This window comes from Geodermatophilus sp. DSM 45219 (genome assembly GCF_900104025.1).
Lineage (GTDB): Bacteria > Actinomycetota > Actinomycetes > Mycobacteriales > Geodermatophilaceae > Geodermatophilus.
In genome coordinates this window covers 226,220-251,380 of the sequence record NZ_FNIQ01000005.1, presented here as the reverse complement: position 1 = coordinate 251,380, position 25,161 = coordinate 226,220, and the positions used below count along the sequence as shown (strand labels likewise).

Below are 25,161 nucleotides of genomic sequence, written 5' to 3'. Positions count from 1 at the left end.
GTCGGGGTGGGTCAGTAGATGCAGGTCGTGTCGGCCGCGGTGCGGGCGTCCTCGCCCTCGACCGGCGCGCTCGGGGCCGCCGGGGTGACGGCCTGGCCGACCCCGTTGAAGTCCGACCCGAGGACCAGCTGCACGGTGCCGGACGTGGCGTCCTCGCCGACCTCGACGACGGCGCCGGGGACGGCCGCCGCCAGCGTCGCGGCCGCCGCCTCGTCACCGGCGGCGTGCCGGACGACGGTCTGCGCGTAGTCGGTGGAGTCGGCGTTGCCGGTGGAGCCGACGGTGAACCCGCCGGCCTCCAGCGCGGTGGCGGCCTGGGCGGCCAGCCCGGGGGTCCCGGAGCCGTTGTAGACGTCGACCGTGACCGCCGAGGGGGCGACCGTCTCGGGCGCGGCCGGCGTCTCCACCGCGGGTGCCTCGGGCTCGGCGGAGAGCTCGGCGAAGAAGTCGTGCAGGACGTCCTCGTCCTCCAGCCGGAGGATGTAGCGGCCCTGGTCGTCCTCGTCGTCCCCGACGTAGGGGATGGTCTGGAACTCGATGCTCCCGGCGGTCACCGACTGCATCTGCTCGGACAGGTCGAACAGGTCCAGACCCTGGTCGATGGTGAGCGACTGCGAGGCGGCCTCGACCAGCTCGCGCTGCTTGCCGAGGTCCAGCAGCACGTCGTCGGAGAGCATCTTGCGCAGCACGCCGGCGATGAAGACCTGCTGGCGGACGATCCGGTCGAAGTCGCCGCGCGGCAGCCCGTGGCGCTGGCGGACGAACTCCAGCGCGTCGGCCCCGCTGATGGTCTGGACGCCGGCGGGGAAGACCGCCCCTGACCACTGGGAGTCGTCGACCGGCTCGCAGAGGTTGACCTCGACGCCGCCGACGACGGAGCTGAGGTTGAAGAAGCCGAGCAGGTCGACCTCGGCGTAGTGGTCGATCTGCAGCCCGGTCATCCCGCTGATGGTCTGCACGAGCAGCTGGGCGCCGCCGGCCCGCCGGTCGGCCTCGGCGGCGTCGTCCGGGGTGTCGGCGTACCCGTAGGCGTAGGCGGCGTTGAGCTTGTCCCAGCCGTAGCCGGGGATCTGCACGTAGGAGTCGCGGGGGAAGGAGACGAAGGAGGCCCGCGACCCGTCGGCGGGCAGGTGCACCAGGATCATGGTGTCGGTGTTGGTGCCCGAGTCGGCGCCGGCGTTCAGCTCCGCCAGCTGGTCGTCCGACAGCGCGGCGCGGCTGTCGTTGCCGACCAGCAGCAGGTTCATCGCCGCCGCGCCGCCGTTGCCCTCGTTGCCGGAGTCGGGGATGGCGTTGGTGCGGTTGACCGTGGCCTCGGCGACCTGGCCGAGGTACCAGCCCCAGCCCGACCCGGCGAGCAGGACGACGGACAGCACACCGGCGACCACCCGGGCCGCGCGCGCCGCACGGCCGGTGTGGCGCTGCCGGCCGCGGCCCTCGGCCTCGGGAGCGTCGACCGCCTCGGCCCGGGACGCGGCACGCGAGGACCCGGGGCGCCCCGCCCGCGGGTCCAGCCGGGCCGGCAGGGGCCGGTCGGCGGGCGGTCCGGGGTTCTTCGAGCTCACGTGGGTCCTTCCCTCTGCATCGTCCGGGCGGACGGCGGTGGCGTCACGTCCACCCGGCGGGCCCGCTCGACGTGCCGCCGTCCGGCGGCGGGCGGTGCCCGGAGGCTGCAGCGATGGTAGGTGGCTCCCGACCGGCCCGGCCCCGTCGACGGGGGCGCACGGGACGGGTGGGACGAACGGGACGCGGTGGCCTCCCCGGGACGGTCGCGTCCGCCGGCCTGCGAGCCCCGATGGCCCCGCTGACCTGCGGAGACGTCGGCCGGCGACCCGGGGGTGGGTGGGCGGCCGCGACACGCCTCACCCCGCGGGAGGATGCTGCCGGTGTCCCGTGGACGAGAGGATCGGACCATGCGCGTGCTCGTCACCGGGGGAGCGGGCTTCATCGGCTCGCACTACGTCCGGACCATGCTGACCGGCGGTTACCCCGGCTTCGAGGACGCCGAGGTGACCGTCTTCGACAAGCTGACCTACGCCGGCAACCCCGCCAACCTGGCGCCGGTGGCCGACTCGCCGCGCTACCGCTTCGTCCAGGGCGACATCTGCAGCCGGGACGACCTGGACGCCGCGCTGCCCGGCCACGACGTGGTCGTCAACTTCGCCGCCGAGTCGCACGTCGACCGCTCCATCCACGGCGCCGCGGACTTCGTGCTGACCAACGTGCTCGGCGCCCAGCAGGTGTTCGAGGCCTCGCTGCGGCACGGCGTCGGCCGGGTGCTGCACGTCTCCACCGACGAGGTGTACGGCTCCATCGACGAGGGCTCGTGGACCGAGGACCACCTCCTCGAGCCGAACTCGCCCTACTCGGCGGCCAAGGCCGGCAGCGACCTCATCGCGCGGGCCTACGCCAAGACCTACGGGCTGGACATCTCGGTCACCCGCTGCAGCAACAACTACGGGCCGTACCACTTCCCCGAGAAGGTCATCCCGCTGTTCGTCACCAACCTGCTCGACGGGCAGCGGGTGCCGCTCTACGGCGAGGGCGCGAACGTGCGCGACTGGCTGTTCGTCGACGACCACTGCCGCGGCATCCAGCTCGTCGTCGAGAAGGGCCGGCCGGGCGAGTTCTACAACATCGGCGGCGGCCGCGAGCTGTCCAACCGGGAGCTCACCGAGAAGCTGCTCGAGGCCACCGGCCGCGACTGGGGCTTCGTGGAGAACATCGTCGACCCGCGCGGCGGCGGCCACGACCTGCGCTACTCGGTCGACTACTCCAAGACTGCCGAGCTCGGCTACGCACCGCGGACGACCTTCGAGGACGGCCTCGCGCTCACCGTCCAGTGGTACCGGGACAACCGGCCCTGGTGGGAGCCGCTCAAGGCCGCGGCGGCCACCGCCCGGGCGTGAGCGTGACCGCGGCCACCACCTGGCTGGTCACCGGCGCGAGGGGACAGCTCGGCGGGGACCTGCTCGCGGTGCTGGCCGGCCGGGCGGGCGACGACGTGACCGCGCTCGGGCGCGCGGAGCTCGACCTGACCGACGAGGGCCGGGTGCGCGACGTCGTCCGCGACTGGCTGGCCGGCGCCCGCCGGCAGGGACGGCGTCCCGTCGTGCTCAACGCCGCCGCCTACACCGCCGTGGACGCCGCGGAGACCGACGAGGCCACGGCGCTGCTGGTCAACGGGTCGGCGCCGGGGTGGCTGGCCGAGGAGCTCGCCGGGCACGGGCGGCTGGTGCACGTCTCCACCGACTACGTCTTCGACGGCACGGCCACCGAGCCCTACCCGGTCGACGCCCCCGTGGCGCCGCGCTCGGTCTACGGGCGGACCAAGGCGGCGGGGGAGCGGGCGGTCGCGGCCGCCGGGGGCGACGCCACCGTCGTCCGCACCGCGTGGGTGTACGGGGCCCACGGCGCCAACTTCGTGCGCACCATGGCCGGCCGCGCCCTCGACGGCGCGCCGGTCTCGGTGGTCGACGACCAGGTCGGCTCCCCGACGTGGGCGGCCGACCTCGCCGCCGGCCTGGTCGCCCTCGGCGCCCGGACCGGCCCGGTGCCGCCGGTCCTGCACCGCACCGACGCCGGGGCGGTCAGCTGGTACGGCCTGGCCCGGGCGGTCTACGAGGAGCTCGGCGCCGACCCGGCCCTGGTCACCCCGACGACCACCGCGGCGTTCCCGCGCCCGGCGCCCCGCCCGGCGTGGTCGGTGCTCGACGGCAGCGCGTGGCTGGCCGCCGGCCTGCCGGCCCCGCGCCCCTGGCGGACGACGCTGCACCTGGCCCTGCGGGAGTGGCCGCCCCGCTGACCCCCGGGGTCCGTGGGACCCGTGTGGTCAGCGGTTCCGGACGGACGGGTCCACCCCCGCCCCGTGGTCGTGTCGCCTCAAGTGCGGCCACCGGTGCGCCGATGCTCCTCGTGGACAGATGCGCGCCACCACGGGTGCGCAGCCGCCACGCTCCACGGGAGGACCACCTCGTGCGTCGCCTGATCTCAGGGACCACCGCCTTCGTCGCCCTCACCGGCGCTGTCCTGGTGCTGCCCGTCTACGCCGAGCCGACCCCGGAGGCCGTGCCCGTCGAGACGTCGGTCGAGGAGGTCGCGCTCGGTTCGGTCGAGCAGCCGGCGGCCGAGGCCGACGTGCAGCAGGGGACGACCGAGCCGGTGGCCGGGGTGGCGGAGACGGCCCCCGCGCTCACCGTCCGCCGCACCGGGCTGGCGGAGTTCTCCCTGGTCGGCGTGACCTGGGCGCACGACCCGGCGGTCTCCGACGTCCTCGTGCAGGTGCGGGTGCAGGACGACGACGGCGCGTGGGGGAGCTGGACCGAGGTCGGCTCCGAGGACCTCGGCCAGGACGCCGGTCAGGCGCAGCCCGCCGCGCAGCGCCGCAGCGGGACCGCGCCGCTGTGGACCGGGCCGAGCACCGGCGTCGAGGTCGAGGTGGTCACCCGCTCGGGGGCCGCGCCGACCGACGTGCAGCTGGACCTCGTCGACCCGGGCGAGAGCCCGGCCGACGGCGCGCTGGGGAGCCCCGACATCCAGGACACCGCGGACGCCGCGCTGGCCATGCCCGACGTCTACTCCCGCGCCCAGTGGGGCGCCGACGAGAGCCTGCGCACCTGGGCGCCGCAGTACGCCTCGACCATCAAGGCCGCGACGCTGCACCACACCGCGGAGACGAACGACTACAGCGCCGACCGGGTGCCGGAGATGCTGCGGGGCATCTACCGCTACCACGCCGTGAGCCTCAAGTGGGGCGACATCGGCTACAACGTGCTCGTCGACAAGTACGGCCGGCTCTGGGAGGGCCGCTCCGGCGGGCTGGCCAGCACGGTGATCGGCGCCCACGCCGGCGGCTTCAACACCTCGACCTTCGGGGTGTCGATGATGGGCAACTACGACGTCGTGGACACCCCGCAGCCGATGGTCGACGCCGTGGCGGCGATCATCGGCTGGAAGTTCTCCCTCTACGACGTCAACCCCAACGGCACGGCGACCCTCACCTCCGGCGGCACCGACAAGTGGAAGGCCGGCACCGCGGTGACGCTGCCGACCATCCACGGGCACCGCGACACGAAGTCGACCGCCTGCCCGGGCCGGTACGGCTACGCCCGGCTGGGCGAGATCCGCGGCAAGGTGACCTCGGCCCTGGCCACCGCCGTGCCGCTGGTCCAGCAGCGCTACGACTCCGACCCCGCCGCTCGCAGTCTGCTGGGGGCGGTGACCACCGCGCCGACGCCCACCCCCGACGGCGGCGGTGCCTACGCCCACTACGCGAACGGCTCGATCTACGCCTCGCGCGGCACCGGTGCCCGCGTCCTGCGCGGCCCGATCCGGGACGCGTGGGCGGCCCAGGGCTGGGAGCGCGGCCGGCTCGGCTACCCGACGACCGACGTCACGGTCACCCCGGACGGCGCCGGGCTCTACGCCCACTTCCAGAACGGCTCGGTCTACTGGACCGCCGCGACCGGAGCGCACACCGTCGGGGGCGCCGTCCGGGACCGGTGGTCGGCCACGGGCTGGGAGACCGGTCAGCTGGGCTACCCGACCTCGGACTGGACCACCACGCCCGACGGCAAGGCGCAGTTCGTCCACTTCCAGAAGGGCTCGGTGTACTGGTCGCAGGCGACCGGGGCGCGGATCCTCCGGGGCGAGGTCTACGCGAAGTGGGCGGCGGCCGGGTGGGAACGCAGCACCCTCGGCCTGCCGACCAGCGACGTGACCGGCACCCCCAACGGCGCGGGCTCGTACGCGCACTTCCAGAACGGCTCGGTCTACTGGACCGCCGCGAGCGGCGCGCACACCGTCGGCGGTCCCGTCCGCGACCGGTGGTCGGCCACGGGCTGGGAGAACGGCCCGCTCGGCTTCCCCGTCTCCGACTGGGGGACCACGCCCGACGGCAAGGCGCAGTTCGTCCACTTCCAGAAGGGCTCGGTGTACTGGTCGCAGGACACCGGCGCCCGCGTGCTCAGCGGCCGCGTCTACGAGGCCTGGGCGGCCAGCGGCTGGGAGCGCAGCAGCCTCGGCCTGCCGGTGTCCGACACCGCCACCACGCCGGACGGTCGGGCGCAGTACGCCCACTTCCAGCAGGGCTCCATCTACTCGACCGGCGCCTCCGGGGCCCACGTGCTGCCCGCCGAGGTGGTGGCCGTGTGGTCGCGCACCGGCTGGGAGCGCGGCCCGCTGGGCTACCCGACGTCGTCGGCCGCGGCGGCGAGTTCGGGCAGCTCGACGGTCGCCACGCCCGACGGCATGCAGGTCCAGGACTTCCAGGGCGGCGTGGTCTACACCTCGCCGAGCACCGGGACGCACGCCGTCTCCGGCGCCTTCACCGGTGCCCTGACCGCGGCGGGCGGCACCGCCGTGCTCGGCTTCCCGACCACCGACGCCCGCGCCACGCCCGACGGCAAGGCGCAGTACCAGCACTTCACCGGCGGGTCGGTCTACGTCACGGCCACCGGCGCCTGGGCGCTGCGCGGCCCGGTGCTCGACCTGTGGGGCCGTACCGGCTGGGAGCGCGGCGTCCTCGGCTACCCGACGTCGTCGGTCGCGGCGACCACCGACGGCCAGGGCCTGTACGCCCGCTTCCAGGGCGGGTCGGTCTACTGGTCCCGGGCCACCGGAGCCCACGCCGTCCGCGGGGCCGTGCTGGAGGCCTGGGTGCGCAGCGGCGCCGAGACCGGGACGCTGCGCTACCCGACGACCTCGGTGACCCCGACGCCGGACGGCAAGGGCAGCTACGCCTACTTCCAGGGCGGGGCGGTCTACTCCAGCGCCGTCGGCGGCACCCGGGTCCTCACCGGCGCCGTCCTCGACGCCTGGGGTCGGGCCGGGTGGGAGCAGGGCCAGCTGGGCTGGCCGACCTCGGACACGGTCGCCGCTCCCGGCGGTGGCACGCGCACCGAGTTCGAGCGCGGGTCCATCACCGTCTCGGCCACCGGCACCGCCACCGTCAGCGTCCGCTGACCCCCGCACCCGTCTCACCCACCCACCCGTCGGCCCCCTGCGGCCGGCCCGCGGAGGTACCACCGCCATGACCCGTCCCGCCCCGTCCTCCCGGCTGCTGCCCACCGCGGCCGCCGTGGCCGCGACCCTCGCGCTCGCCGCGTGCTCCGGCGGCGGCGATGCCGCGGACGCCGGCGCGACCGCCGCAACGGCACCGCCGCCGGCCGGGGCGGTGGCCGGCACCCCCGCCGCGGGCACCACCCCCGGTGCCGGTGTCCCGTCGCAGCCGGCCGACCCCTCGGGGGCGGCGGACGCGGAGGAGGCGGCGACCGACGCACCGCGGCCGGCGACGACCGACGTCGTCCTGTCCCTCGCCGCCTGGGAGGCGGGGTCCGTGGTCGCTGCGGGCTACGTCAGCCCGGTGGTGGAGGACGGCGGCACGTGCGTCCTCGAGCTGACCCGGGGCGGGGAGACCCGCACCGCGACCGCAGCGGGCCTGGCCGACGCCAGCACCACCGCGTGCGGTGACCTGCAGGTGAGCGGCGAGGAGCTGGCCGCCGGCACGTGGACGGCGGTGCTGCGCTACGAGTCCGACGCCGCGTCCGGCGAGTCCGACCCGGTGGACGTCGAGGTGCCGGCGTGAGGGCGCTGCGGCGGCTGGCCGCCGGACTGCTCGCCGCGGCCTGCGGTGCCGGCGTGGTGGCCGGCGTCCTGGTCGCCCCGGCGGCCACCGGCGTCGCCCAAGCGGCCGACACCAGCCAGTTCCGGCCCGGCAACATCATCAGCGACCAGCTGTTCTTCGACGGCAACGCGATGTCCGCCCGCGACGTGCAGACCTTCCTCGAGTCCAAGAACCCCACCTGCGTCCCCGCCGCCGACGGCACGCCCTGCCTGCAGGACGCCCGCCAGGACACCTACACGCGGCCCGCGGACTCGCTCTGCCCGGGGACCTACGTCGGGGCGCCGAACGAGACCGCAGCCACGATCATCGCCAAGGTCGGCCAGGCCTGCGGGATCAGCCAGCGGGTGCTGCTGGTCATCCTGCAGAAGGAGCAGGGGCTGGTCACCCTCAGCGGCAACCGGCTGAACGCGACGCGGTACGAGAAGGCGATGGGCTACGGCTGCCCCGACACCGCCCCGTGCAACCCGGCGTACGCGCACCTGTTCAACCAGCTCTACAGCGCGGCCTCCCGGTACCAGTACTACGCGGACAACCCGACCCGGTTCGGGCACCGGGCCGGCCAGGTGAACCAGGTGCGGTTCCACCCCACCACCGCCTGCGGCAGCTCGGCGGTGTTCATCGAGAACCAGGCGACCGCCGGGCTGTACAACTACACGCCCTACCAGCCCAACGCCGCGGCCCTGGCGGCCGGCGTCGGCACGGGCGACGGCTGCTCGGCCTACGGCAACCGCAACTTCTGGATCTACTTCACCGACTGGTTCGGGTCCACCCAGGTGCCCGGCGCCAGCCAGGTCACCGCCCGGTACGCCCAGACCGGCGGCGAGGCCGGCCCGCTGGGTGCGATCCGGGCCCCTGTCGCCTGCGGCCTGCGCAACGCCGGCTGCCTGCAGGAGTACGCCCACGGGGTCGTCTACTGGTCGCAGGGCACCGGCGCCCGGATCGTGTGGAACGGCGCGCTCCGGGACCGGTGGGCCTCGCTCGGCTGGGAGTTCGGGACGCTGGGCTACCCGGTGGGTGACGGCGTGTGCGGTCTGGCCGGCGGCGGCTGCTTCCAGCCGTTCGAGCGGGGCAACCTCTACTGGAGCCAGGCGTCGGGGGCGCACTTCCTCTCCGGCCCGGTCGGCGACCGCTGGGGCACCACCGGCTGGGAGTACGGCAGCCTCGGCTACCCGGTCTCCGACCTCACCACCACCCCCAACGGTGCCGCGCAGTTCGTGCACTTCCAGCGCGGGTCGGTCTACTGGTCGGCGGGGACGGGCGCGCGCATCCTGTCCGGTCCCGTCTACGACCGGTGGGCGGCCACCGGCTGGGAGAACGGCCAGCTCGGCCTGCCGACCAGCGACGTGACCGCGACGCCCGACGGGCAGGGGCAGTACGCCCACTTCCAGAAGGGCTCGATCTACCGCACCGCGGCCACCGGGGCCCGCGTCGTCGGCAGCGAGGTCTCCGCCAAGTGGGCCGCGACCGGCTGGGAGACCGGCCTCCTCGGCTACCCGGTGAGCGACCAGGCGACGACGCCGGACGGCGCGGCGCGCTACGTGCACTTCCAGCAGGGCTCGGTGTACTGGTCCGCGGCGACCGGCGCGCGGCGGCTCGGCGGTCCGGTGCTCACGGCGTGGGCGGCCACCGGCTGGGAGAAGGGCGCCCTGGGCCTCCCGACCAGCGACTCGACCACGACGCCCGACGGCCGGGCGCAGTACGCGCACTTCCAGAAGGGGTCGCTGTACACGACCGCCTCCGGCACCCACCTGCTGCCCACGACCGTGGCCGCCGCGTGGGGGCGGACCGGCTGGGAGCGTGGGCCCCTCGGCTACCCGACCCCGGCCTCCGCGGGCTCCGGGGTGGTCGGCGAGGCGCTCCCGAGCGGTGCCACCTCGCACGCCTTCGAGGGCGGGGTCGTCTACGCCTCGCCGTCGACCGGGGCCCACGCCGTCGCGGGCGACCTGCTCACCGCCTACCGCTCGGCCGGCGGGCCGACCGGTGCGCTGGGCCTGCCCTCGTCGGACCCGGGGACCACGCCGGACGGCGTCGCGCGCTACCAGCACTTCACGGGCGGGTCCCTGTACTCGACCGCGGCCGGCGGTACGCAGGTGGTCCCGGCGGCCTTCCGCGACGCCTGGTCCCGCACCGGCTGGGAGCGCGGGCCGCTGGGCCACCCGACCTCCGGTGCCACGAGCACGGCCGGCGGGACGGCGCAGGTCATGTCGTTCCAGGGCGGCGAGCTCTACGTGTCCGAGTCGACCGGGGCGCACCACGTCCCGGCCGCGTTCCTGCCGGCGTACCGCGCCGCGGGCGGGGCGGCGGGCGCGTTCGGCCTGCCCGTCTCCGACCCGGCCGCGACACCCGACGGGATCGGCCGCTACCAGCACTTCCAGGGCGGGTCGGTCTACAGCACGGCGGCCACCGGCACGCGCGCGCTGCCGACCGTGTTCCGGGAGGCCTGGTCGTGGAGCGGGTGGGAGCGCGGACCGCTCGGCTACCCCACCACCGACGTGACGACGACGCCGGACCAGCTCGGCCGGTACGTGCACTTCCAGGGCGGGTCGGTCTACTGGACCCGCGCGACCGGCGCCCACGTCCTCCACGGTGCGGTCCGCGACGCGTGGGCCCGGGCCGGGTGGGAGCAGGGCGCTCTGGGCTACCCGACGACCGACGTCACCCGGACCCCGGACGGGCGCGGCCAGTACGCCCACTTCCAGCGCGGGGCCGTCTACTCCAGCGCCGTGGGTGGGGCGCGCGTGCTGAGCGGCGAGGTGCTGACCGCCTGGGCGGGCACCGGCTGGGAGAAGGGGAGCCTGGGCTTCCCGACCTCGGACCTCCAGGCGGTCCCCGGCGGTGCCCGGCAGACGTTCGAGCGCGGCGAGATCACGGTGTCCGAGGCCACCGGGACGGCGACCGTCCGCGTCGGCTGACGGCGGGCCCGGCGGGTGTCCGGGCCCGCCTCCGGTGGGACGGGACGGACCAGTGTGGCTGGCCGGTCAGGCGTGGGACGGACCCGTCCGCCGTGCCCACGCCCTCCCGACTGGCCCGCCGCCACGCGGGTAGCGTGCCCCGCGTGCGTTCGGCCCGTACCACCCCCACCTCCATGGCCAAGACCCTCTCGGATCTGCAGATCGGCTGGCACCAGCGCGAGCTGTGGGGTCACCTGGGCTGGCAGGACATCCGGCAGCGGTACCGCCGGTCCCTGCTGGGCCCCATCTGGATCACGATCAGCATGGCGGTCACCGCCATCGCCCTCGGCATCCTCTACGCCGGGTTGTTCGGCAACCCGCTGGAGGAGCAGCTGCCGTACATCCTCGTCGGGTTCATCGTGTGGGGCTTCATCGCCGGCTGCATCAACGAGGGCTCGGAGGTGTTCATCGCCAACGAGGGCCTGATCAAGCACCTGCCCTCACCGATCAGCGTGCACGTCTACCGGCTGGTGTGGCGCCAGGTCCTCTTCTTCGCCCACAACCTGCTCGTCTACGCCGTCATGCTGGTGATCTTCCCGCAGCCGCTGAAGTGGACGGCGCTCGCCGCCATCCCGGCGTTCGCGCTGCTCGTCGCCAACGGCGCCTGGGTCGCGCTGCTGGCCGGCATCGTGAGCACCCGCTTCCGTGACCTCACGCCGATCACCCAGAGCATCGTCCAGCTGATGTTCTTCATGACGCCGATCGTCTGGATCTACGACGACTTCCTGAACAACCCCAACCCGACGATCGCCGAGCGGGCGCGGCTGGCCGAGTTCAACCCGTTCCTGCACTTCATCGAGATCATCCGCTCGCCGATGCTGGGGGCCGACCAGCAGCTGCGACACTGGGTCGTCGTCGCGGTGATCACCGTCGTCGGATGGGTCATGACGCTCGTGGTCATGCGCAGGTACCGGGCCCGCGTGGCCTACTGGGTCTGACGCGACCGCCCTCAGCGCGACAGAAAGGCACCCTCCGTGGTCAGCATCACGACGCGTGACGCGTCGGTCGACTTCCCCATCTTCGACGCCAAGAGCAGGTCCCTGAAGAAGACCGTGCTCGGACTCGTCGGCGGGAACATCGCCAGCGACGCCAAGGTCCCGGTCATCCAGGCGCTGCGGGACGTCACCGTCGACCTGCAGCACGGCGCCCGCGTCGGCCTCGTCGGCCACAACGGCGCCGGCAAGTCCACCCTGCTGCGGCTGCTGGCCGGCATCTACGAGCCGACCCGTGGCAGCGCGGTGGTCGAGGGCAAGGTGGCCCCGGTCTTCGACCTCGGGGTCGGCATGGACCCGGAGATCTCCGGCTACGAGAACATCCTCATCCGCGGCCTGTTCCTCGGGATGACCCGCAAGCAGATGGAGGCCCGGGTCGACGACATCGCCGACTTCACCGAGCTCGGCGACTTCCTGTCGATGCCGCTGCGGACCTACTCGACCGGTATGCGGGTGCGCCTGGCGCTCGGCGTGGTCACCAGCATCGACCCGGAGATCCTGCTGCTCGACGAGGGCATCGGTGCCGTGGACGCCGCCTTCCTCGAGAAGGCCCGCGAGCGGCTGAGCGACCTCGTCGAGCGGGCCGGCCTGCTGGTGTTCGCCTCGCACTCCGACGAGTTCCTCCGGCAGCTGTGCACCAGCGCCATCTGGATGGAGCACGGACGGATCAAGCAGCAGGGGTCGCTCAAGGAGGTCCTGCGGGCCTACAAGGGGCCCGAGGCGTGGCCCGACGAGGCGCACGGCGCCGCGTGAGCGCCCCGGACCACCGCGACGGCGACCGGGTCGTCGCCGTCGTCGTCACGCACCGCCGCCCCCAGCTGCTGCGCGCCAGCCTGGCGGCCGTCGCCGGCCAGACCCACCCGGTGGACGCCGTGGTCGTCGTCGACAACGCCGCCGACGCGGAGACCGAGGCCGTCGTCCGCGGGTGTGCCGTGCCGACGGTCTACCTGCCCTCGAACACCAACCTCGGCGGCGCCGGCGGCTTCGCGCTCGGGCTGCTCACCGCCCTGTCCCGGGGGGCCGACTGGGTGTGGTGCGCCGACGACGACGGCCGTCCCGGCGGCCCCGGCGTGCTGGCCACCCTGCTCGAGGAGGCGCGCGCCCGGGACCTGGCCGAGGTCTCCCCGGCGGTCGTCGACGAGGCCGACCCGGCCCGGCTGGCCTTCCCGCTGCGGCAGGGCCTGCGCTGGCGGGGGTCGGTCGCCGACTTCTCCCCGGGGGAGTTCCTGCCCTCCTACGCGTCGCTGTTCAACGGCGCGCTGTTCCGGGCCGACACCTTCCGCGCGGTCGGCGTCCCGGACCTGCGGCTGTTCATCCGCGGTGACGAGACCGAGATCCACCGCCGGCTCGGCCGCTCCGGCCTGCGGTTCGGGACGACGATGCGCGCCACCTACCTGCACCCGCAGGGCGGCGACGAGTTCCTGCCGATCCTCGGCGGGCGGCTCTCGGCCCAGTACCCGGGGGACGCGGCCAAGCGCTACTTCACCTACCGCAACCGCGGCTACCTCATGGCCCAGCCGGGGATGCGCTGGCTGTTCCCGCTGGAGCTGGTCCGGTTCGGCTGGTTCTTCCTCGGCCGCCGGGACCTGCGGGGCCTGCGCGAGTGGCTGTCACTCACCCGTGCCGGGCGCCGCGAGCGCTTCCGCATGCCTCCGGGGCGCTGAGCCCGCCGCGCCCTCCGAGACGACGAGAGCCGCCGGTGCCCGCATGGGCACCGGCGGCTCTCGTCGTCGGGGGAGCGGCCGTCAGAGGACGGTGCGCGGGAACGCCGGCTTCGGGTCGAACCGGATGCCCTCGAGCCACTTCCTCGCCAGCCGGCGGCGCAGCCGCCAGGGCACCCGCCCACCCGCGAGGCCGCTGTACAGCCGCTGGGCGAACCGCAGGGCGGCGAACGGGTCCTCGTGGTGCCAGCGGTAGGAGGCCTCGTTGCGCACGCCGTACTCGAACTTCCACATGTTGCCGTCGTTGACGTCACCGAAGTTCACGCCGCGGTTCACGCCGAGGTCGTGGGTCACCGTGCTGCGCAGCACCTGGACGCCGGGACCGGCCGCGGTGATCCGGCGGGTGTACTCCTGGTCGTCGAACCAGATGAAGTACTCCGACAGCGGCAGGCCGAACTGGGTGAGGGCCCAGCGCGGGAAGAGCACCGACACGAACGAGCACGAGTTGACCAGCACGGCGTTCTCGCCGCGGACCAGCAGCTTGCCCCAGTCCCAGGTCGGCTCGGGGTTGTTCATCTCGCAGATCTCGCCGTCGGTCCAGCGGACCACCGAGCAGGCGAAGGGCAGCCGCATGCCCATGCTCGCCTCCGCCGCGGCGTGGCCGTCGAGCAGCTGGCGCAGCGCGTCCGGGTCGGCGTAGCAGTCGTCGTCCATGATCCAGATGGAGTCGGCGCCGCGCTCGTAGGCGACCGACATGCCGTGCGCGAAGCCGCCGGCGCCGCCGGAGTTCGTCCCCAGCCGCTCGACGTGCACGGTGGGGCGGCCCTCGTAGGTCGCCAGCACCTCGGCGGTGGAGTCGGTCGACGCGTTGTCGACGATGATCACCTGGTCGGCCGGCCGGTCCTGGGCCAGGACCTGCTCGATGACCTTCCCCAGCTTGTCGGCGCGGTTGTACGTGACGATCACCGCGGCCACGTTGGTCGTGGTCACGAGGCCCACCTTTCGTAGAGCGACCGGGTCCAGTCCCGGGCACGGGGGAGAGCGGCGAAGGCGTCGACCTTGGCGCGCTGCTCGACGAGCAGGCGCGCGGCCCGGTCGGGGTCCTCGCACAGGGAGACGACGGTGTCCTCGGCGGCCCGCAGGAACGGCAGCGGTGCGCGGGGCAGGAGCAGCTCGGTGGGGACGACGGAGGCCTGCGAGCCGACGTCGCTGCTCACCACCAGGACGCCGTGGGCGTCGGCCTCGAAGGAGGTCAGGGTGACGCCCTCGTTGTCCGAGCTGATGACCAGGACGTCGGCCTCGTCGAGGGTCTGGGCGACCGGCGTGCCGGGGCCGCGCAGCTCCACGACGCCGGCCAGCCCCAGGCGGGCGTGGTCGGCGCGCACCTCGGTGGCCAGCTCGCCGTCCCCGTGCACCACGAACCGGACCCGGTCGCCGAGCCGGTCGCGCAGCCGCGCGGCCAGCCGCAGGAACAGGTAGGGCCGCTTCTGCTGGGTGAACCGCCCGACGAAGGCCACCGTCAGCGGGTCGCCGGGCTTGCGGCCGGTGGCCGGCTCGCTGCGCTCGGCCGCGGGGTCGACGGTGAGGTCGGCGAGGGTGGCCAGGGTGACCTTCTCGCGGGGCAGGCCCTGCCGGTCGACGAGGTAGTCGCGCAGCTGCGGGGAGATGACGTGGTGGGCGTCCATCACGTTGGACATCCGCAGCGCGATGTCGACGAAACCGCCGGTCCGCCACTCCAGCACGTGCAGCGAGTCGACCAGCTCGGTGCCCGGGTACTGCGCCCGGATCCACGGCAGCCGCTGGTAGAGCCAGGTGCAGTGGTGGACGTGCACGCCGCGGACGTCGAAGCGCTCGAAGAGCTGGCTGAGCAGCCGCGACTCGTGCTCGGCGGGCACCGGGTGGGTCAGCGGGACGACCAGGGCGTCGTCGAAGACCGGCCGCGCGATGTCGGGGTGCCCGGAGGGCCGGTCGCTGATCACGATGGGGAACAGCCCGGCGTCGCGGGCCATCCCGATGGTCTCCGCGGCCCACTTCTCGGCGCCGCCGAGCTCCAGCCAGTGCAGGCCGAACAGCACCGCCGGTGTCTGGCCGCGGGAGGAGCCGACGGAGGTGTTCTCCGCCCGGCCGACGCGCGGGATGGGGCGGGACAGCCGGCGGTTCTCCAGCCGGTCGGTGCGCAGCTGGCGGAGGACGTCGAAGGCGACCGGCGCGCGGCCCCGTGCGGCGTTGCGGGCCGCGTGCAGCCGGCCGGGGAGCTGCTCGAGGCGCATCAGCGCCTCGGGCGGGCCGCCCAGGTCCAGGACGACGTCGACGACGCCGTGGCCCGGCAGGGGGGTCCCCGTGGCGTGCGCCTCGATGGTGCCCACGACCCGCCGGTCGTCGGCCCACTCGATCCGCTGCGTCCCGTGGTCGGTCAGCGAGGGCAGGTGCGGGCCGTCGGTGCGCAGCACCGTGGCGCGGATCCGCTCGCCGGGCCGCGCCAGGCAGTGGAAGGCCAGTGCGCCGTCGAGGAGCCGGGCCTCCCGCGTCGACAACCCGGAGAACCAGTCCGGCTCCTGCAGGATGTCGAAGACCCGCCGTGCTCCGGTCTGGTCGTGCGGGTCCGTCACCTGTCGCACTCCCGGGAGAGCGGGTCGCGCAGGACGGTGGCGGTCGTCATGGGTGATCAGTCCTCCAGGCGGCCGTCGAGCGACGCGCCTCGATCGAAGAAGGGGCGGATGCGGTTGTCGAACATGGTCAGCGCGGAGCCGATGGCCATGTGCATGTCCAGGTACTTGTAGGTGCCCAGCCGGCCGCCGAAGAGCACGCGCTTCTCCGCGGCCTCCTTCGCGGCCAGCTCCCGGTACCGCTCGAGCTTCGCCCGGTCCTCGGGGGTGTTGATCGGGTAGTATGGCTCGTCGCCGGTCTCGGCGGAGCGGGAGTACTCGCGGACGACGACGGTCTTGTCCGTCGGGTAGTCGCGCTCGGGGTGGAAGTGCCGGAACTCGTGGATCCGGGTGTAGGGCACGTCCTCGTCGGCGTAGTTCATGACCGAGGTGCCCTGGAAGTCGCCGACCGGCAGGACCTCGGTCTCGAAGTCCAGCGTGCGCCAGCCGAGCTCGCCGGCCTCGTAGCCGAAGTACTTGTCGATCGGGCCGGTGAAGACCGTGGGCACGTCCGGGGGCAGCTGGTCGCGGACGTCGAACCAGTCGGTGTCCAGCCGCACCTCGATGTTCGGGTGGTCGGCCATCCGCTGCAGCCAGGCGGTGTAGCCGTCCTTGGGCAGCCCCTCGTACCGGTCGTTGAAGTACCGGTTGTCGAAGGTGTAGCGCACCGGGAGGCGGGCGATGACCGCGGCGGGCAGGTCGGTGGGGTCGGTCTGCCACTGCTTCTTGGTGTAGCCGCGGATGAAGGCCTCGTACAGCGGGCGGCCGATCAGCGAGATCGCCTTCTCCTCGAGGTTGGCGGCCTCGCCGGTGTCGATCTCGCCGGACTGCTCGGCGACCAGCGCGCGGGCCTGCTCGGGGGAGAAGCTCTTGCCGAAGTACTGGCAGATCGTGGCCAGGTTGATCGGCAGCGAGTACGTCTTGTCCTGGTAGATGCTGAAGACGCGGTGCTGGTAGCCGGTGAACTCGGTGAACTGGTTGACGTACTGCCAGACCCGCTCGTTGGACGTGTGGAACAGGTGGGCGCCGTAGACGTGCACCTCGATGCCGGTCTCCGGCTCGGGTTCGGAATAGGCGTTGCCGCCGATGTGGCTGCGGCGGTCGAGGACCAGCACGCGCTTGTCCAGTTGGGTCGCGACGCGCTCGGCGATGGTCAGGCCGAAGAACCCGGAGCCGACGACGACGAGGTCAGGACTGGCTGGTGTCACGCCTGGCGACTGTACCGGCGGTGGCCCTCGAACTCCGCTTGGTGAGGGGATCGGCGGAGGAGTTCGTGACGGGGGGATCCCTCACACCACACCGACCCCAGGCGACCCGCGCGCTGCTCGCCCGCCCGCCGCGGGGCGGGGCGGCGGCTAGTCTCGGAACCGTCCCACGCCGGAGCGCTGCGGGGACCGGGCGTGCGCGTCGGTGCATGCGCTGGGTGGCTGTGTCCCGCCCCGCCCCCGCCCCCAGGAGAGGACCGTTCTCGTGAGTTCGTCGGTGGTCGCGCACGACGTGCGGCCGACCTCGGCCCGTCCCCGCGACGAGGCCCGCCCGCCGGTCCGGCGGAGCCTGCCAGCGGAGGTCGTCCCGTTCGCGGTGTTCCTGGTGGTGCAGGGCCTGCAGATCGCCGTCCTGCACCGCCTGGTGCCGCGCTTCTTCTGGCTCGACGACTCCCAGGTGCAGTTCGGCCCCATGGCCTGGTGGCTGGGCCGCAACCTCGAGGGCGGCGTGCCCCCGCTGGCCGACCCGGACCAGGGCATCGCCGGCAACGTCACCAGCGACATGCAGTACGGCGTCTTCGACCCCCTGCACTGGCTGCTGGTGTGGGTGCTGGGCGCGAACGAGGACGTGCTGACGATGGCCTGGCAGTACGGGTCGATCTGCATGGCCGTGCTCGGGCTGGGCGTGCTGGCCCTGCTCCGGTACCACCGCGTGCCCGCGGTCTGGGCCGTCGCCGCGGCCGTGGGTGTGTCGGCCGGCGGCTTCTTCCTCTGGTACGGCAGCACCTGGTGGCCGCTGATGTGGGGCTCGGCCTGGCTGCCGTGGCTCTGGCTGGGGCTGGCCACCCGCCGCTGGCCTGGCGTCCTGCTCACCGGGGTCGCCACCTGGGCCCTGCTGGCGTCGGGCAACCCGTACTCGCTCCCGTTCGGCCTCGTCATCGTCGTGGCCCAGACCGTGGAGCACGTCCGCCAGGCGGGCGGGGTGCGCGCCGCGTCCGCCGACAGCCGGCTGTGGACCCGTGCCCTCGCGTGCGTCGGCGGCGCCGTGATCGCCGTGCCCACGCTGCTCAACGCGCTGGAGGTGGCCGGCCACCTCCAGCGGCCGGGCCCGGAGGGGGTGATCGGCAACGCGGGGACCCAGGTCCCCAACGTCGCCGACACCGTCCTCGGCGGGGCCACCCTGCTCGGGCAGACCAACGCCTTCAACGGCCCCATCGGGCTGGTGCCCGCACTGGCGACGTTCCTGCTCGCCGTCCCGCTGCTGCCGCTGGTCCGGTGGCGCGCGGCGCTGCGGGCGCCCGGTGTGCCCACCGCCCTGGCGCTGACCGTGGCGGCGGTGCTCGCGACCCAGCTGCCGACGGTCGTCTTCCTGTTCCGCTACCCGTTCCGCTACCTCGTCGTCGTCCAGATCGCGCTGCCGGTCCTGGCGGTCCTGGCCCTCGCGGCGGCGCGCTCGACCAGCCGGCCCCGGGTGCTCGCCGCGTTCGGCCTGGTCGGTCTGCAGTTCCTGTTCGCGGCGTTCCGGGCGCCGCTGCTCCTCCCGTGGCACGTCGTCGCCGCGGCGGTGACGGCCGTCGCGCTCGCCGCCTTCCTCGCCCTCCTCCGGGAGCCGCGGCCGGGTCCGCGGGCGGTGACGGCGGTGGTCGTGCTGCTCGCGACCGCTGCCACGCCCTTCCTGGGGGTCGCCACCATGGTGGACGTCCGCGACCGCCTGGCGGCCGTCGGCGCCCCGGTCACGCAGGAGGGCCTGCCGTACCGGGACATCGGCGCACCGGGCCAGTCGGGGTCCGACGCGCTCGGCCGCACGGTCGAGGAGTTCCGTGAGCGGTCGATCGTCACCGACCAGACCGTCACCGTCTACGCGTGGAACCCCTACCCGGCCGTGTTCGGGCTGGACCGCGGGTGGGGGAGGGGCTTCTTCCCCGGGAACGCGAACCTGCTGGCCGGCGCGAGCGTCGGCACCGGCTACGTGACGTCGGGTCACCGGTTCCTCAGCCCCTACCTGTGCCCCAGCTACGTGGGCAGCCTCGGCTGCCCCGACCCGTCGTCCATCCTCTCGACGGTCCCCGGCACCGACCGGCCCTGGCTCGACGTGCTCTCCAGCGACTCCGTCGTCCTCTCCTCCAACGCCCCGGCCGAGGTGGCCGGCTGGTTCCGGGAGAACTGGCGGGCGACCGGCGCGGACGAGAACTGGTCCCGGTTCGAGCGGCCGGAGGCCGAGCGCCTCCCCGGGCGGGTCGCCGCGCTGGACGGCGTGGCGGTGGCCCCGACCGGCTGGACGGCCGGGCTGGCCCGGATCGGCGAGCCGCAGGACGCCTACACGGTGACCACGGGCGGGTCCGCGGGGACGGTGCTGCTGCGCGTGCCGCACTGGCCCGGGTACCGCGCGACGGTGGACGGGCAGGAGGTCGAGGTCGGTGCCCGCGAGGGGGCGCTCGTGGAGGTCACCGTCCCGGCGGGTGTGACCGACGGCCGGCTCGAGCTGTACTTCGACCCGATCGGCGCCCGCCTCCTCCCGGCGGCCCTGACCGCCGGCCCCGCGCTGGTCCTCCTGGCCGCCCTCGCGGCGGCGGTGGTCGAGCGGCGGGCCCGCCGGCGCACCGCTGCCCCGGCGGGCCCCCCGACGGCCGCCGCCTAGAGTCGTCCGGTGCCCAGGACGACGTCGGACCCGCCGCTGCGGGTCGTGGCGGTGACGTACTCACCCGGCGAGGCGCTCGAGGGGTTCCTCGAGTCGCTGGGGGAGGCCACCACGCGGCCGGTCGAGGTGGTGCTCGCCGACAACGGGTCCACCGACGGTGTCCCCGAGCGCGCCGCGGCCCGCCACCCGCACGTGCGGCTGCTGCGCACCGGCGGCAACATCGGCTACGGCGCCGCGGTGAACGCCGGGATGGCCGGGCTGACCGACGGCCACGCGATCGTGGCGAACCCCGACGTCCGCTTCGACCCCGGCTCGGTCGACGAGCTGCTGGCCGTGGCCGCCCGCTGGCCCCGTGCGGCCACCGTCGGCCCGGCGATCCGCACCCCCGAGGGCGAGCTCTACCCCTCGGCCCGCGACCTGCCGCGGCTGTCCACCGGCGCCGGGCACGCGCTGCTCGGCTGGGCCTGGCCGGCCAACCCCTGGACCGCGCGCTACCGCCGCGAGCGGGAGGCGCCCCGCGAGCGCCCGGCCGGGTGGCTGTCGGGCTCCTGCCTGCTGGTCGACGTGGCCGCCTTCCGGTCGGTCGGTGGCTTCGACCCCGGCTACTTCATGTACTTCGAGGACGTCGACCTCGCCGAGCGGCTGACCCGCCGCGGCTGGCTGCACGTCTACGCGCCCTCGGCTGTGGTCACGCACGAGGGCGGGCACGCCACCCGCCGCGAGCCGCACCGGATGGCCCGGGTGCACCACACCAGCGCGCTGCGGTACCTCTCCGGCCAGTACCCGCTGCGCCGGCACGCCCCGCTGCGCGGTGCGCTGCGTGCCGGGCTGGGCGGCCGGATGCTCCTGTCCTACGTGAGCGGCCGGGTGGCCGCCGGCGCCCGCTTCCAGCGCCGCGCCGAGGGCGTGGGCCGCGCGGCGCGGCGGGGGAGGGCCTGACGTGCGGCACGCGGTCGTCATGGCCGGCGGCTCGGGGACGCGGCTGTGGCCGCTGTCCCGGGGCGGGCGGCCCAAGCAGCTGCTGGACGTCGTCGCCGGCGAGGACGGCGGGGCGCACAGCCTGCTCGCCGAGGCCTTCACCCGGCTGGAGGCCGTGCTGCCGGCGGACCGCATCTGGGTCTGCACCGCCGCCCGCTACGGCGCGCAGGTCCGGGCCGCGCTGCCCCGGCTGCGCCCGGACCGGCTGGTGCTCGAACCGGTCGCCCGCGACACCGCCAACGCCGTCGGGCTGACCGCGGCGCTGGTGGCCGACGCCGACCCCGACGCCGAGCTGGCCGTGGTGAGCGCCGACCACGTGATCAGGCCGGTGGAGCGGTTCGCCGCGACGCTGACCACCGCCTACGACGCCCTCGCCGCCCGCCCCCGGTCGCTGGTGACCCTCGGCATCCGCCCGACGTCCCCGGCCACCGGCTTCGGGTACGTGCAGAAGGGCGACGCGACCGAGGTGCCCGGCGTCGCCGCGGCCGCGTCCTTCCGGGAGAAGCCCGACCGGCAGACCGCCGAGGCCTACCTCGCCTCGGGGGAGTACCTGTGGAACTCGGGCATGTTCGTCTGGCGCGCCACCACCGTCCTCGACGCCCTCGCCGACCACCTGCCGGCCACCGCCGAGGGGCTGCGGCGCATCGTGGCCGCCCCCGCCGGGCCGGAGCGGGACGCCGTCCTGGCCGAGGTCTTCCCGACCCTGCCCAAGATCAGCGTCGACTACGCCGTCCTGGAGCCGGCGGCCACCGAGCCCGGCCGGGTGCTGGTCGCCGACCTGGACGTCGACTGGCTGGACGTCGGCTCGTGGCCGGCGCTGGCGCAGACCCTCGAGCGGGTGGGTGAGGACGCCGTCTCCGGGCTGGCCGTGACCCTCGACAGCGCCGGCAACATCGTCTTCAGCGACGACCCGGAGCACCTGGTCGCCCTGGTCGGGCTGCGCGACAGCGTCGTCGTCCACACCGCCGACGTGACGATGGTGTGCCCGGTCGCCGACGCCGAGCGGGTCAAGCAGCTGCTGGCCGCCGTCGAGGACCGGCACGGCTCCCGGTTCAGCTGAAGGAAGGCCCCCGGGATAGCTTGCCGGGCGTGAAGAACCTCGACGTCGCCGCTGTCGTCTCCGGAGGGGCCTCCGGCCTCGGCGAGGCCACCGTCCGCGCGCTGGCCGCCCGCGGGGCCGCCGTGACCGTCCTCGACCTGCAGGAGGAGCGGGGGGCCGCCCTCGCCGCCGAGCTGGGCGGGCACACCACGTTCGTGCGCACCGACGTCACCGACCCCGCGTCGGTGGACACCGCGGTCGCCGAGGCCGCCGGGAAGGATCGGCCGCTGCGGATCGCGGTCAGCTGCGCCGGCATCGGCTGGGCGCAGCGCACGGTCGGGCGGGACGGTGCGCCGCACGACGCCGACGCCTTCCTGCGCACGGTGATGGTGAACCTGGTCGGCACCTTCCACGTGCTGCGCTCGGCCGCCGCCGCGATGGCCGCCACGGAGCCGGGGGAGGACGGCGAGCGCGGCGTCGTCGTCAACACCGCCTCGATCGCCGCCTACGACGGGCAGATCGGGCAGGTCGCCTACTCGGCGTCCAAGGGCGGCATCGTCGGCATGACCCTCCCGGCGGCCCGCGACCTCGCCTCCCTCGGCATCCGGGTGTGCACCATCGCCCCCGGCCTCGTCGACACCCCGCTGCTGGCCGGGCTGCCCGAGGAGGCCCGCCAGGCGCTCGCCGCGGGCATACCCTTCCCCAAGCGCCTCGGCCGGCCGGCGGACTTCGCCGAGCTGGCCCTGGACGTCGTCGAGCACGGCTACCTGAACGGCGAGGTCATCCGGATGGACGGCGCACTCCGGATGGCGCCCCGCTGACCTCTTCCCCGGGAGCACTCCGCTGAGCACCACCACCGTCGACGCCCCGGCGTTCACCGACACCTGGCGGCCGGACTGGCCGCTCGACGTCCGGCGAACCCTGTACCCGCACCTGCGCGGGGCCGCCGACCCGACCCTGCGCCACGACGGCGACGCGGTCTGGCGGACGACCAGCACGCCCGACGGGCCGGCGACGGTGCGGATCAGCGTGGGCGGCGGCGAGGTGCGGGTGCTCGCGTGGGGCCCGGGTGCCGAGCGCGCCGGGACGGCGGTGCGCGGCTGGCTGGGCGCCGACGACCGGCCCGACGGCTTCGACCCGGGCGGCCACCCGCTGCTCACCCGGGTGCACCGGGCCTCGCCGTGGCTGCGGATGAGCCGCACCGGCCGCACCTGGGACGCGCTGGTGCCCGCCGTCCTCGAGCAGAAGGTGACCACCATCGAGGCGCACCGCGTGTGGCGGGCGCTGCTGCGGCTGGCCGGCGACCCCGCGCCCGGCCCGGCGCCCGAGGGCATGCGCGTGGTGCCGAGTCCCCGTCGGGTCCTCGACGTCACCGACTGGGAGTGGCACCGGTGCGGCCTGGACGGCGCCCGCCGGCGGGCGCTGCGGGCGGTCACGGGCGTGGCCGCCCGGATGGAGCCCGGCGAGGAGATCGGCTGCGCGGAGCTGCAGCGCCGGCTGCGCACGGTGCCGGGCATCGGCGTCTGGACGGCGGCCGAGGTGGTGCAGCGCGTCTTCGGCTGCCCCGACACGGTCAGCTACGGCGACTACCACCTGAAGAACCTGGTCGGCTGGTCGCTGGCCGGCCGGAAGACCGACGACGACGGGATGATGGAGCTGCTCGAGCCCTGGCGCGGGCAGCGGCAGCGCGTCGTCCGGCTGCTCGGCATCGGCGGCAGCCGCCCGCCCAGGCGCGGCCCGCGCAACGCGCCGACCGACCACCGCCGGTTGTGATCGCCGGTGATCAGCTCAGCTCACCGCCGCGGGTCCTGGCTCACCCTCGGTGGCGAGCCAGGAGCCACGACGACCAGCTCAGCTGATCACCGGGAGCGCGCCTAGAGGACGGGGTCGTCGAGCAGGCCCAGGAGGTAGTCGCCGTACCCGCTCTTGGCGAGCGGCTCGGCGGCGCGGCGCAGGCCGTCGTCGTCCAGCCAGCCCTGCCGCCAGGCGACCTCCTCGATGCAGCCGACCTTGAGCCCCTGCCGCTCCTCGACCACCGAGACGAACTCGGTCGCCTGGCGCAGCGAGGCGAAGGTGCCGGTGTCCAGCCACGCGGTGCCGCGGTCCAGCACGGTCACGGTGAGCCGGCCCTCGCTCAGGTAGTGCTCGTTGACCGCGGTGATCTCCAGCTCACCGCGGGCGCTGGGCCGGATGCCCCGGGCCACGTCGACCACCGAGGACTCGTAGAAGTACAGCCCGGGGACGGCGTAGGAGCTCTTCGGGACCGCCGGCTTCTCCTCGATGGACAGCACCCGCCGGTCGGCGTCGAACTGGACGACGCCGTACTCCTGGGGGTTGGCCACGTGGTAGGCGAAGACGTGGCCGCCGTCGGGGTCGGGCAGCCGGCCCAGCGCCGTGCCCAGGCCCGCGCCGTAGAAGATGTTGTCGCCGAGCACCAGGGCCACCGAGGAGTCCCCGACGAACCCGGCGCCGATGAGGAAGGCCTGGGCCAGCCCCTCGGGGTGCGGCTGGACGGCGTACTCGATGCGCATGCCCAGCCGGGTGCCGTCGCCCAGCAGCGCGCGGAAGGCCTCCTGGTCGGCGGGCGTGGTGATCACCAGGACCTCGCGGACCCCGGCCATCATCAGCGTGGAGAGCGGGTAGTAGACCATCGGCTTGTCGTAGACCGGCATCAGCTGCTTGCTGACCGCCTGCGTGATGGGGAAGAGCCGACTGCCCGTCCCGCCAGCCAGGATGATGCCGCGCATGTGCCGCACGCTAGCCGCCGCGCGCACGCTCCCCGCCGGACAACGCGCCGGGGCTCACCCCGGGGGGTGGGCCGCGGCCTGCGCCCGCAGCTCGGCGTACCGGGCGGTGCACTGCTCCATGGTCGGCAGCAGGCCCTGCTCGCAGGCCTCCGCCAGGGTCGGCGCGGCGGTGTCCTTGGCGGACAGCTCGAACTCCAGGTCGGCCGGCCACGGCAGGTCGAGGGCAGGGTCCAGCGGGTCTATGCCGAACTCCCGGCCCGGCGAGTAGCCGGTCGACACCAGGTAGGTCACCGAGCTGCGGTCGGCCAGCGAGACGAAGGCGTGGCCCAGCCCCTCCGCGAGGTAGACCGCGCGGGGCTGCTCGCTGTCGAGCACCACGGCGTCGTGGGCGCCGAACGTCGGGCTGCCCACCCGGGTGTCGACGACGACGTCGAGGACCCGGCCCTCCGGGCAGTACACGTACTTCGCCTGCCCCGGGGGCACCAGCGCGAAGTGGACACCGCGCAGCACGCCGCGGGCGGAGACGCTGTGGTTGCTCTGCGCCAGGGTCAGCCCGAAGCCCGTCGCCGAGGCCAGCACGTCGGCGCGGTACCACTCGGTGAACCGGCCCCGGGCGTCGCCGTGCGGGACCAGGTCGACGACGTAGGCATCGGGTACGGCGAGCTGGCGGATGTCCACGGA

At 74.6% G+C, this 25,161-nt stretch carries 19 protein-coding genes; 13 read left to right on the top strand and 6 right to left on the bottom strand.

The window, feature by feature from the left end; all coding sequences use genetic code 11:
- Positions 1–11: 11 nt before the first annotated feature.
- Positions 12–1,565 (bottom strand): LCP family protein, encoded by a 1,554-nt coding sequence (locus BLR12_RS16865; RefSeq protein WP_091380640.1) that lies wholly within the window; start codon positions 1,563–1,565, stop codon positions 12–14.
- A 348-nt stretch (positions 1,566–1,913) separates the two neighbouring features.
- Here BLR12_RS16865 and rfbB point away from each other — a divergent pair, with 348 nt between their 5' ends.
- The 8 genes from rfbB (at position 1,914) to BLR12_RS16825 (ending at position 13,231) form a co-directional block, all read left to right on the top strand.
- Positions 1,914–2,909: a dTDP-glucose 4,6-dehydratase gene (gene rfbB, locus BLR12_RS16860; RefSeq protein WP_091380637.1), complete on the top strand. Its 996-nt coding sequence runs from the start codon at positions 1,914–1,916 to the stop codon at positions 2,907–2,909.
- Positions 2,906–3,805 carry a dTDP-4-dehydrorhamnose reductase gene (gene rfbD, locus BLR12_RS16855; protein ID WP_255363579.1) on the top strand — a complete coding sequence of 300 codons (900 nt, stop codon included), beginning with the start codon at positions 2,906–2,908 and terminating at the stop codon, positions 3,803–3,805. Before rfbB ends, rfbD begins: the two co-directional genes overlap by 4 nt.
- A gap of 170 nt (positions 3,806–3,975) precedes the next feature.
- Positions 3,976–6,963 carry an N-acetylmuramoyl-L-alanine amidase gene (locus tag BLR12_RS16850; RefSeq protein ID WP_091380634.1) on the top strand — a complete coding sequence of 996 codons (2,988 nt, stop codon included), beginning with the start codon at positions 3,976–3,978 and terminating at the stop codon, positions 6,961–6,963.
- A gap of 67 nt (positions 6,964–7,030) precedes the next feature.
- Complete coding sequence (locus BLR12_RS16845) at positions 7,031–7,585, top strand: hypothetical protein (protein WP_091380633.1); 555 nt, start codon at positions 7,031–7,033, stop codon at positions 7,583–7,585.
- On the top strand, positions 7,582–10,536 hold the full coding sequence (locus BLR12_RS16840; protein ID WP_091380630.1) for an LGFP repeat-containing protein: 2,955 nt from the start codon (positions 7,582–7,584) through the stop codon (positions 10,534–10,536). Before BLR12_RS16845 ends, BLR12_RS16840 begins: the two co-directional genes overlap by 4 nt.
- A gap of 143 nt (positions 10,537–10,679) precedes the next feature.
- Entirely contained in the window at positions 10,680–11,513 is an 834-nt protein-coding gene (locus tag BLR12_RS16835; protein ID WP_255363577.1) for a galactan export ABC transporter permease subunit Wzm/RfbD, read from the top strand.
- A 36-nt stretch (positions 11,514–11,549) separates the two neighbouring features.
- A complete protein-coding gene (locus BLR12_RS16830) occupies positions 11,550–12,320 on the top strand; it encodes a galactan export ABC transporter ATP-binding subunit Wzt/RfbE (protein ID WP_091380625.1) in 771 nt (256 codons plus the stop codon).
- Positions 12,317–13,231: a galactofuranosyltransferase GlfT1 gene (locus BLR12_RS16825; protein WP_091380622.1), complete on the top strand. Its 915-nt coding sequence runs from the start codon at positions 12,317–12,319 to the stop codon at positions 13,229–13,231. The genes BLR12_RS16830 and BLR12_RS16825 overlap by 4 nt, the downstream gene beginning before the upstream one ends.
- Before the next feature lie 81 nt (positions 13,232–13,312).
- On the opposite strand, the gene BLR12_RS16820 is transcribed toward BLR12_RS16825, so the two are convergent.
- From BLR12_RS16820 to glf, 3 genes are read right to left on the bottom strand one after another with little or no spacing between them, the layout of a single operon-like run.
- Positions 13,313–14,218, bottom strand: a complete 906-nt coding sequence (locus BLR12_RS16820) for a glycosyltransferase family 2 protein (protein WP_091381239.1) — start codon at positions 14,216–14,218, stop codon at positions 13,313–13,315.
- Positions 14,215–15,837: a glycosyltransferase gene (locus BLR12_RS16815; RefSeq protein ID WP_218120711.1), complete on the bottom strand. Its 1,623-nt coding sequence runs from the start codon at positions 15,835–15,837 to the stop codon at positions 14,215–14,217. Before BLR12_RS16815 ends, BLR12_RS16820 begins: the two co-directional genes overlap by 4 nt.
- 56 nt (positions 15,838–15,893) lie before the next feature.
- Positions 15,894–17,081, bottom strand: coding sequence for a UDP-galactopyranose mutase (gene glf / locus BLR12_RS16810; protein WP_091380620.1), 1,188 nt, complete (start codon positions 17,079–17,081; stop codon positions 15,894–15,896).
- A 262-nt stretch (positions 17,082–17,343) separates the two neighbouring features.
- On the opposite strand from glf, the gene BLR12_RS16805 reads away from it, so the two are divergent.
- The 5 genes from BLR12_RS16805 (at position 17,344) to BLR12_RS16785 (ending at position 23,506) form a co-directional block, all read left to right on the top strand.
- Entirely contained in the window at positions 17,344–19,716 is a 2,373-nt protein-coding gene (locus BLR12_RS16805) for a hypothetical protein (protein WP_143018796.1), read from the top strand.
- Between the two features lie 9 nt (positions 19,717–19,725).
- The gene (locus tag BLR12_RS16800; protein ID WP_091380614.1) at positions 19,726–20,655 is read left to right on the top strand and encodes a glycosyltransferase family 2 protein; all 930 of its coding nucleotides are present in this window, start codon (positions 19,726–19,728) and stop codon (positions 20,653–20,655) included.
- A 1-nt stretch (position 20,656) separates the two neighbouring features.
- Positions 20,657–21,754 (top strand): mannose-1-phosphate guanylyltransferase, encoded by a 1,098-nt coding sequence (locus BLR12_RS16795; protein WP_091380611.1) that lies wholly within the window; start codon positions 20,657–20,659, stop codon positions 21,752–21,754.
- A gap of 29 nt (positions 21,755–21,783) precedes the next feature.
- On the top strand, positions 21,784–22,554 hold the full coding sequence (locus BLR12_RS16790) for an SDR family NAD(P)-dependent oxidoreductase (RefSeq protein WP_091380609.1): 771 nt from the start codon (positions 21,784–21,786) through the stop codon (positions 22,552–22,554).
- Between the two features lie 196 nt (positions 22,555–22,750).
- The gene (locus BLR12_RS16785; RefSeq protein ID WP_255363576.1) at positions 22,751–23,506 is read left to right on the top strand and encodes a DNA-3-methyladenine glycosylase family protein; all 756 of its coding nucleotides are present in this window, start codon (positions 22,751–22,753) and stop codon (positions 23,504–23,506) included.
- Positions 23,507–23,607: 101 nt separating this feature from the next.
- Here the strand turns inward: BLR12_RS16785 and rfbA are convergent, their stop codons facing one another.
- The gene (rfbA, locus tag BLR12_RS16780; RefSeq protein WP_091380603.1) at positions 23,608–24,480 is read right to left on the bottom strand and encodes a glucose-1-phosphate thymidylyltransferase RfbA; all 873 of its coding nucleotides are present in this window, start codon (positions 24,478–24,480) and stop codon (positions 23,608–23,610) included.
- 54 nt (positions 24,481–24,534) lie between these two features.
- Complete coding sequence (locus BLR12_RS16775; RefSeq protein WP_091380600.1) at positions 24,535–25,158, bottom strand: dTDP-4-dehydrorhamnose 3,5-epimerase family protein; 624 nt, start codon at positions 25,156–25,158, stop codon at positions 24,535–24,537.
- Positions 25,159–25,161: the final 3 nt, after the last annotated feature.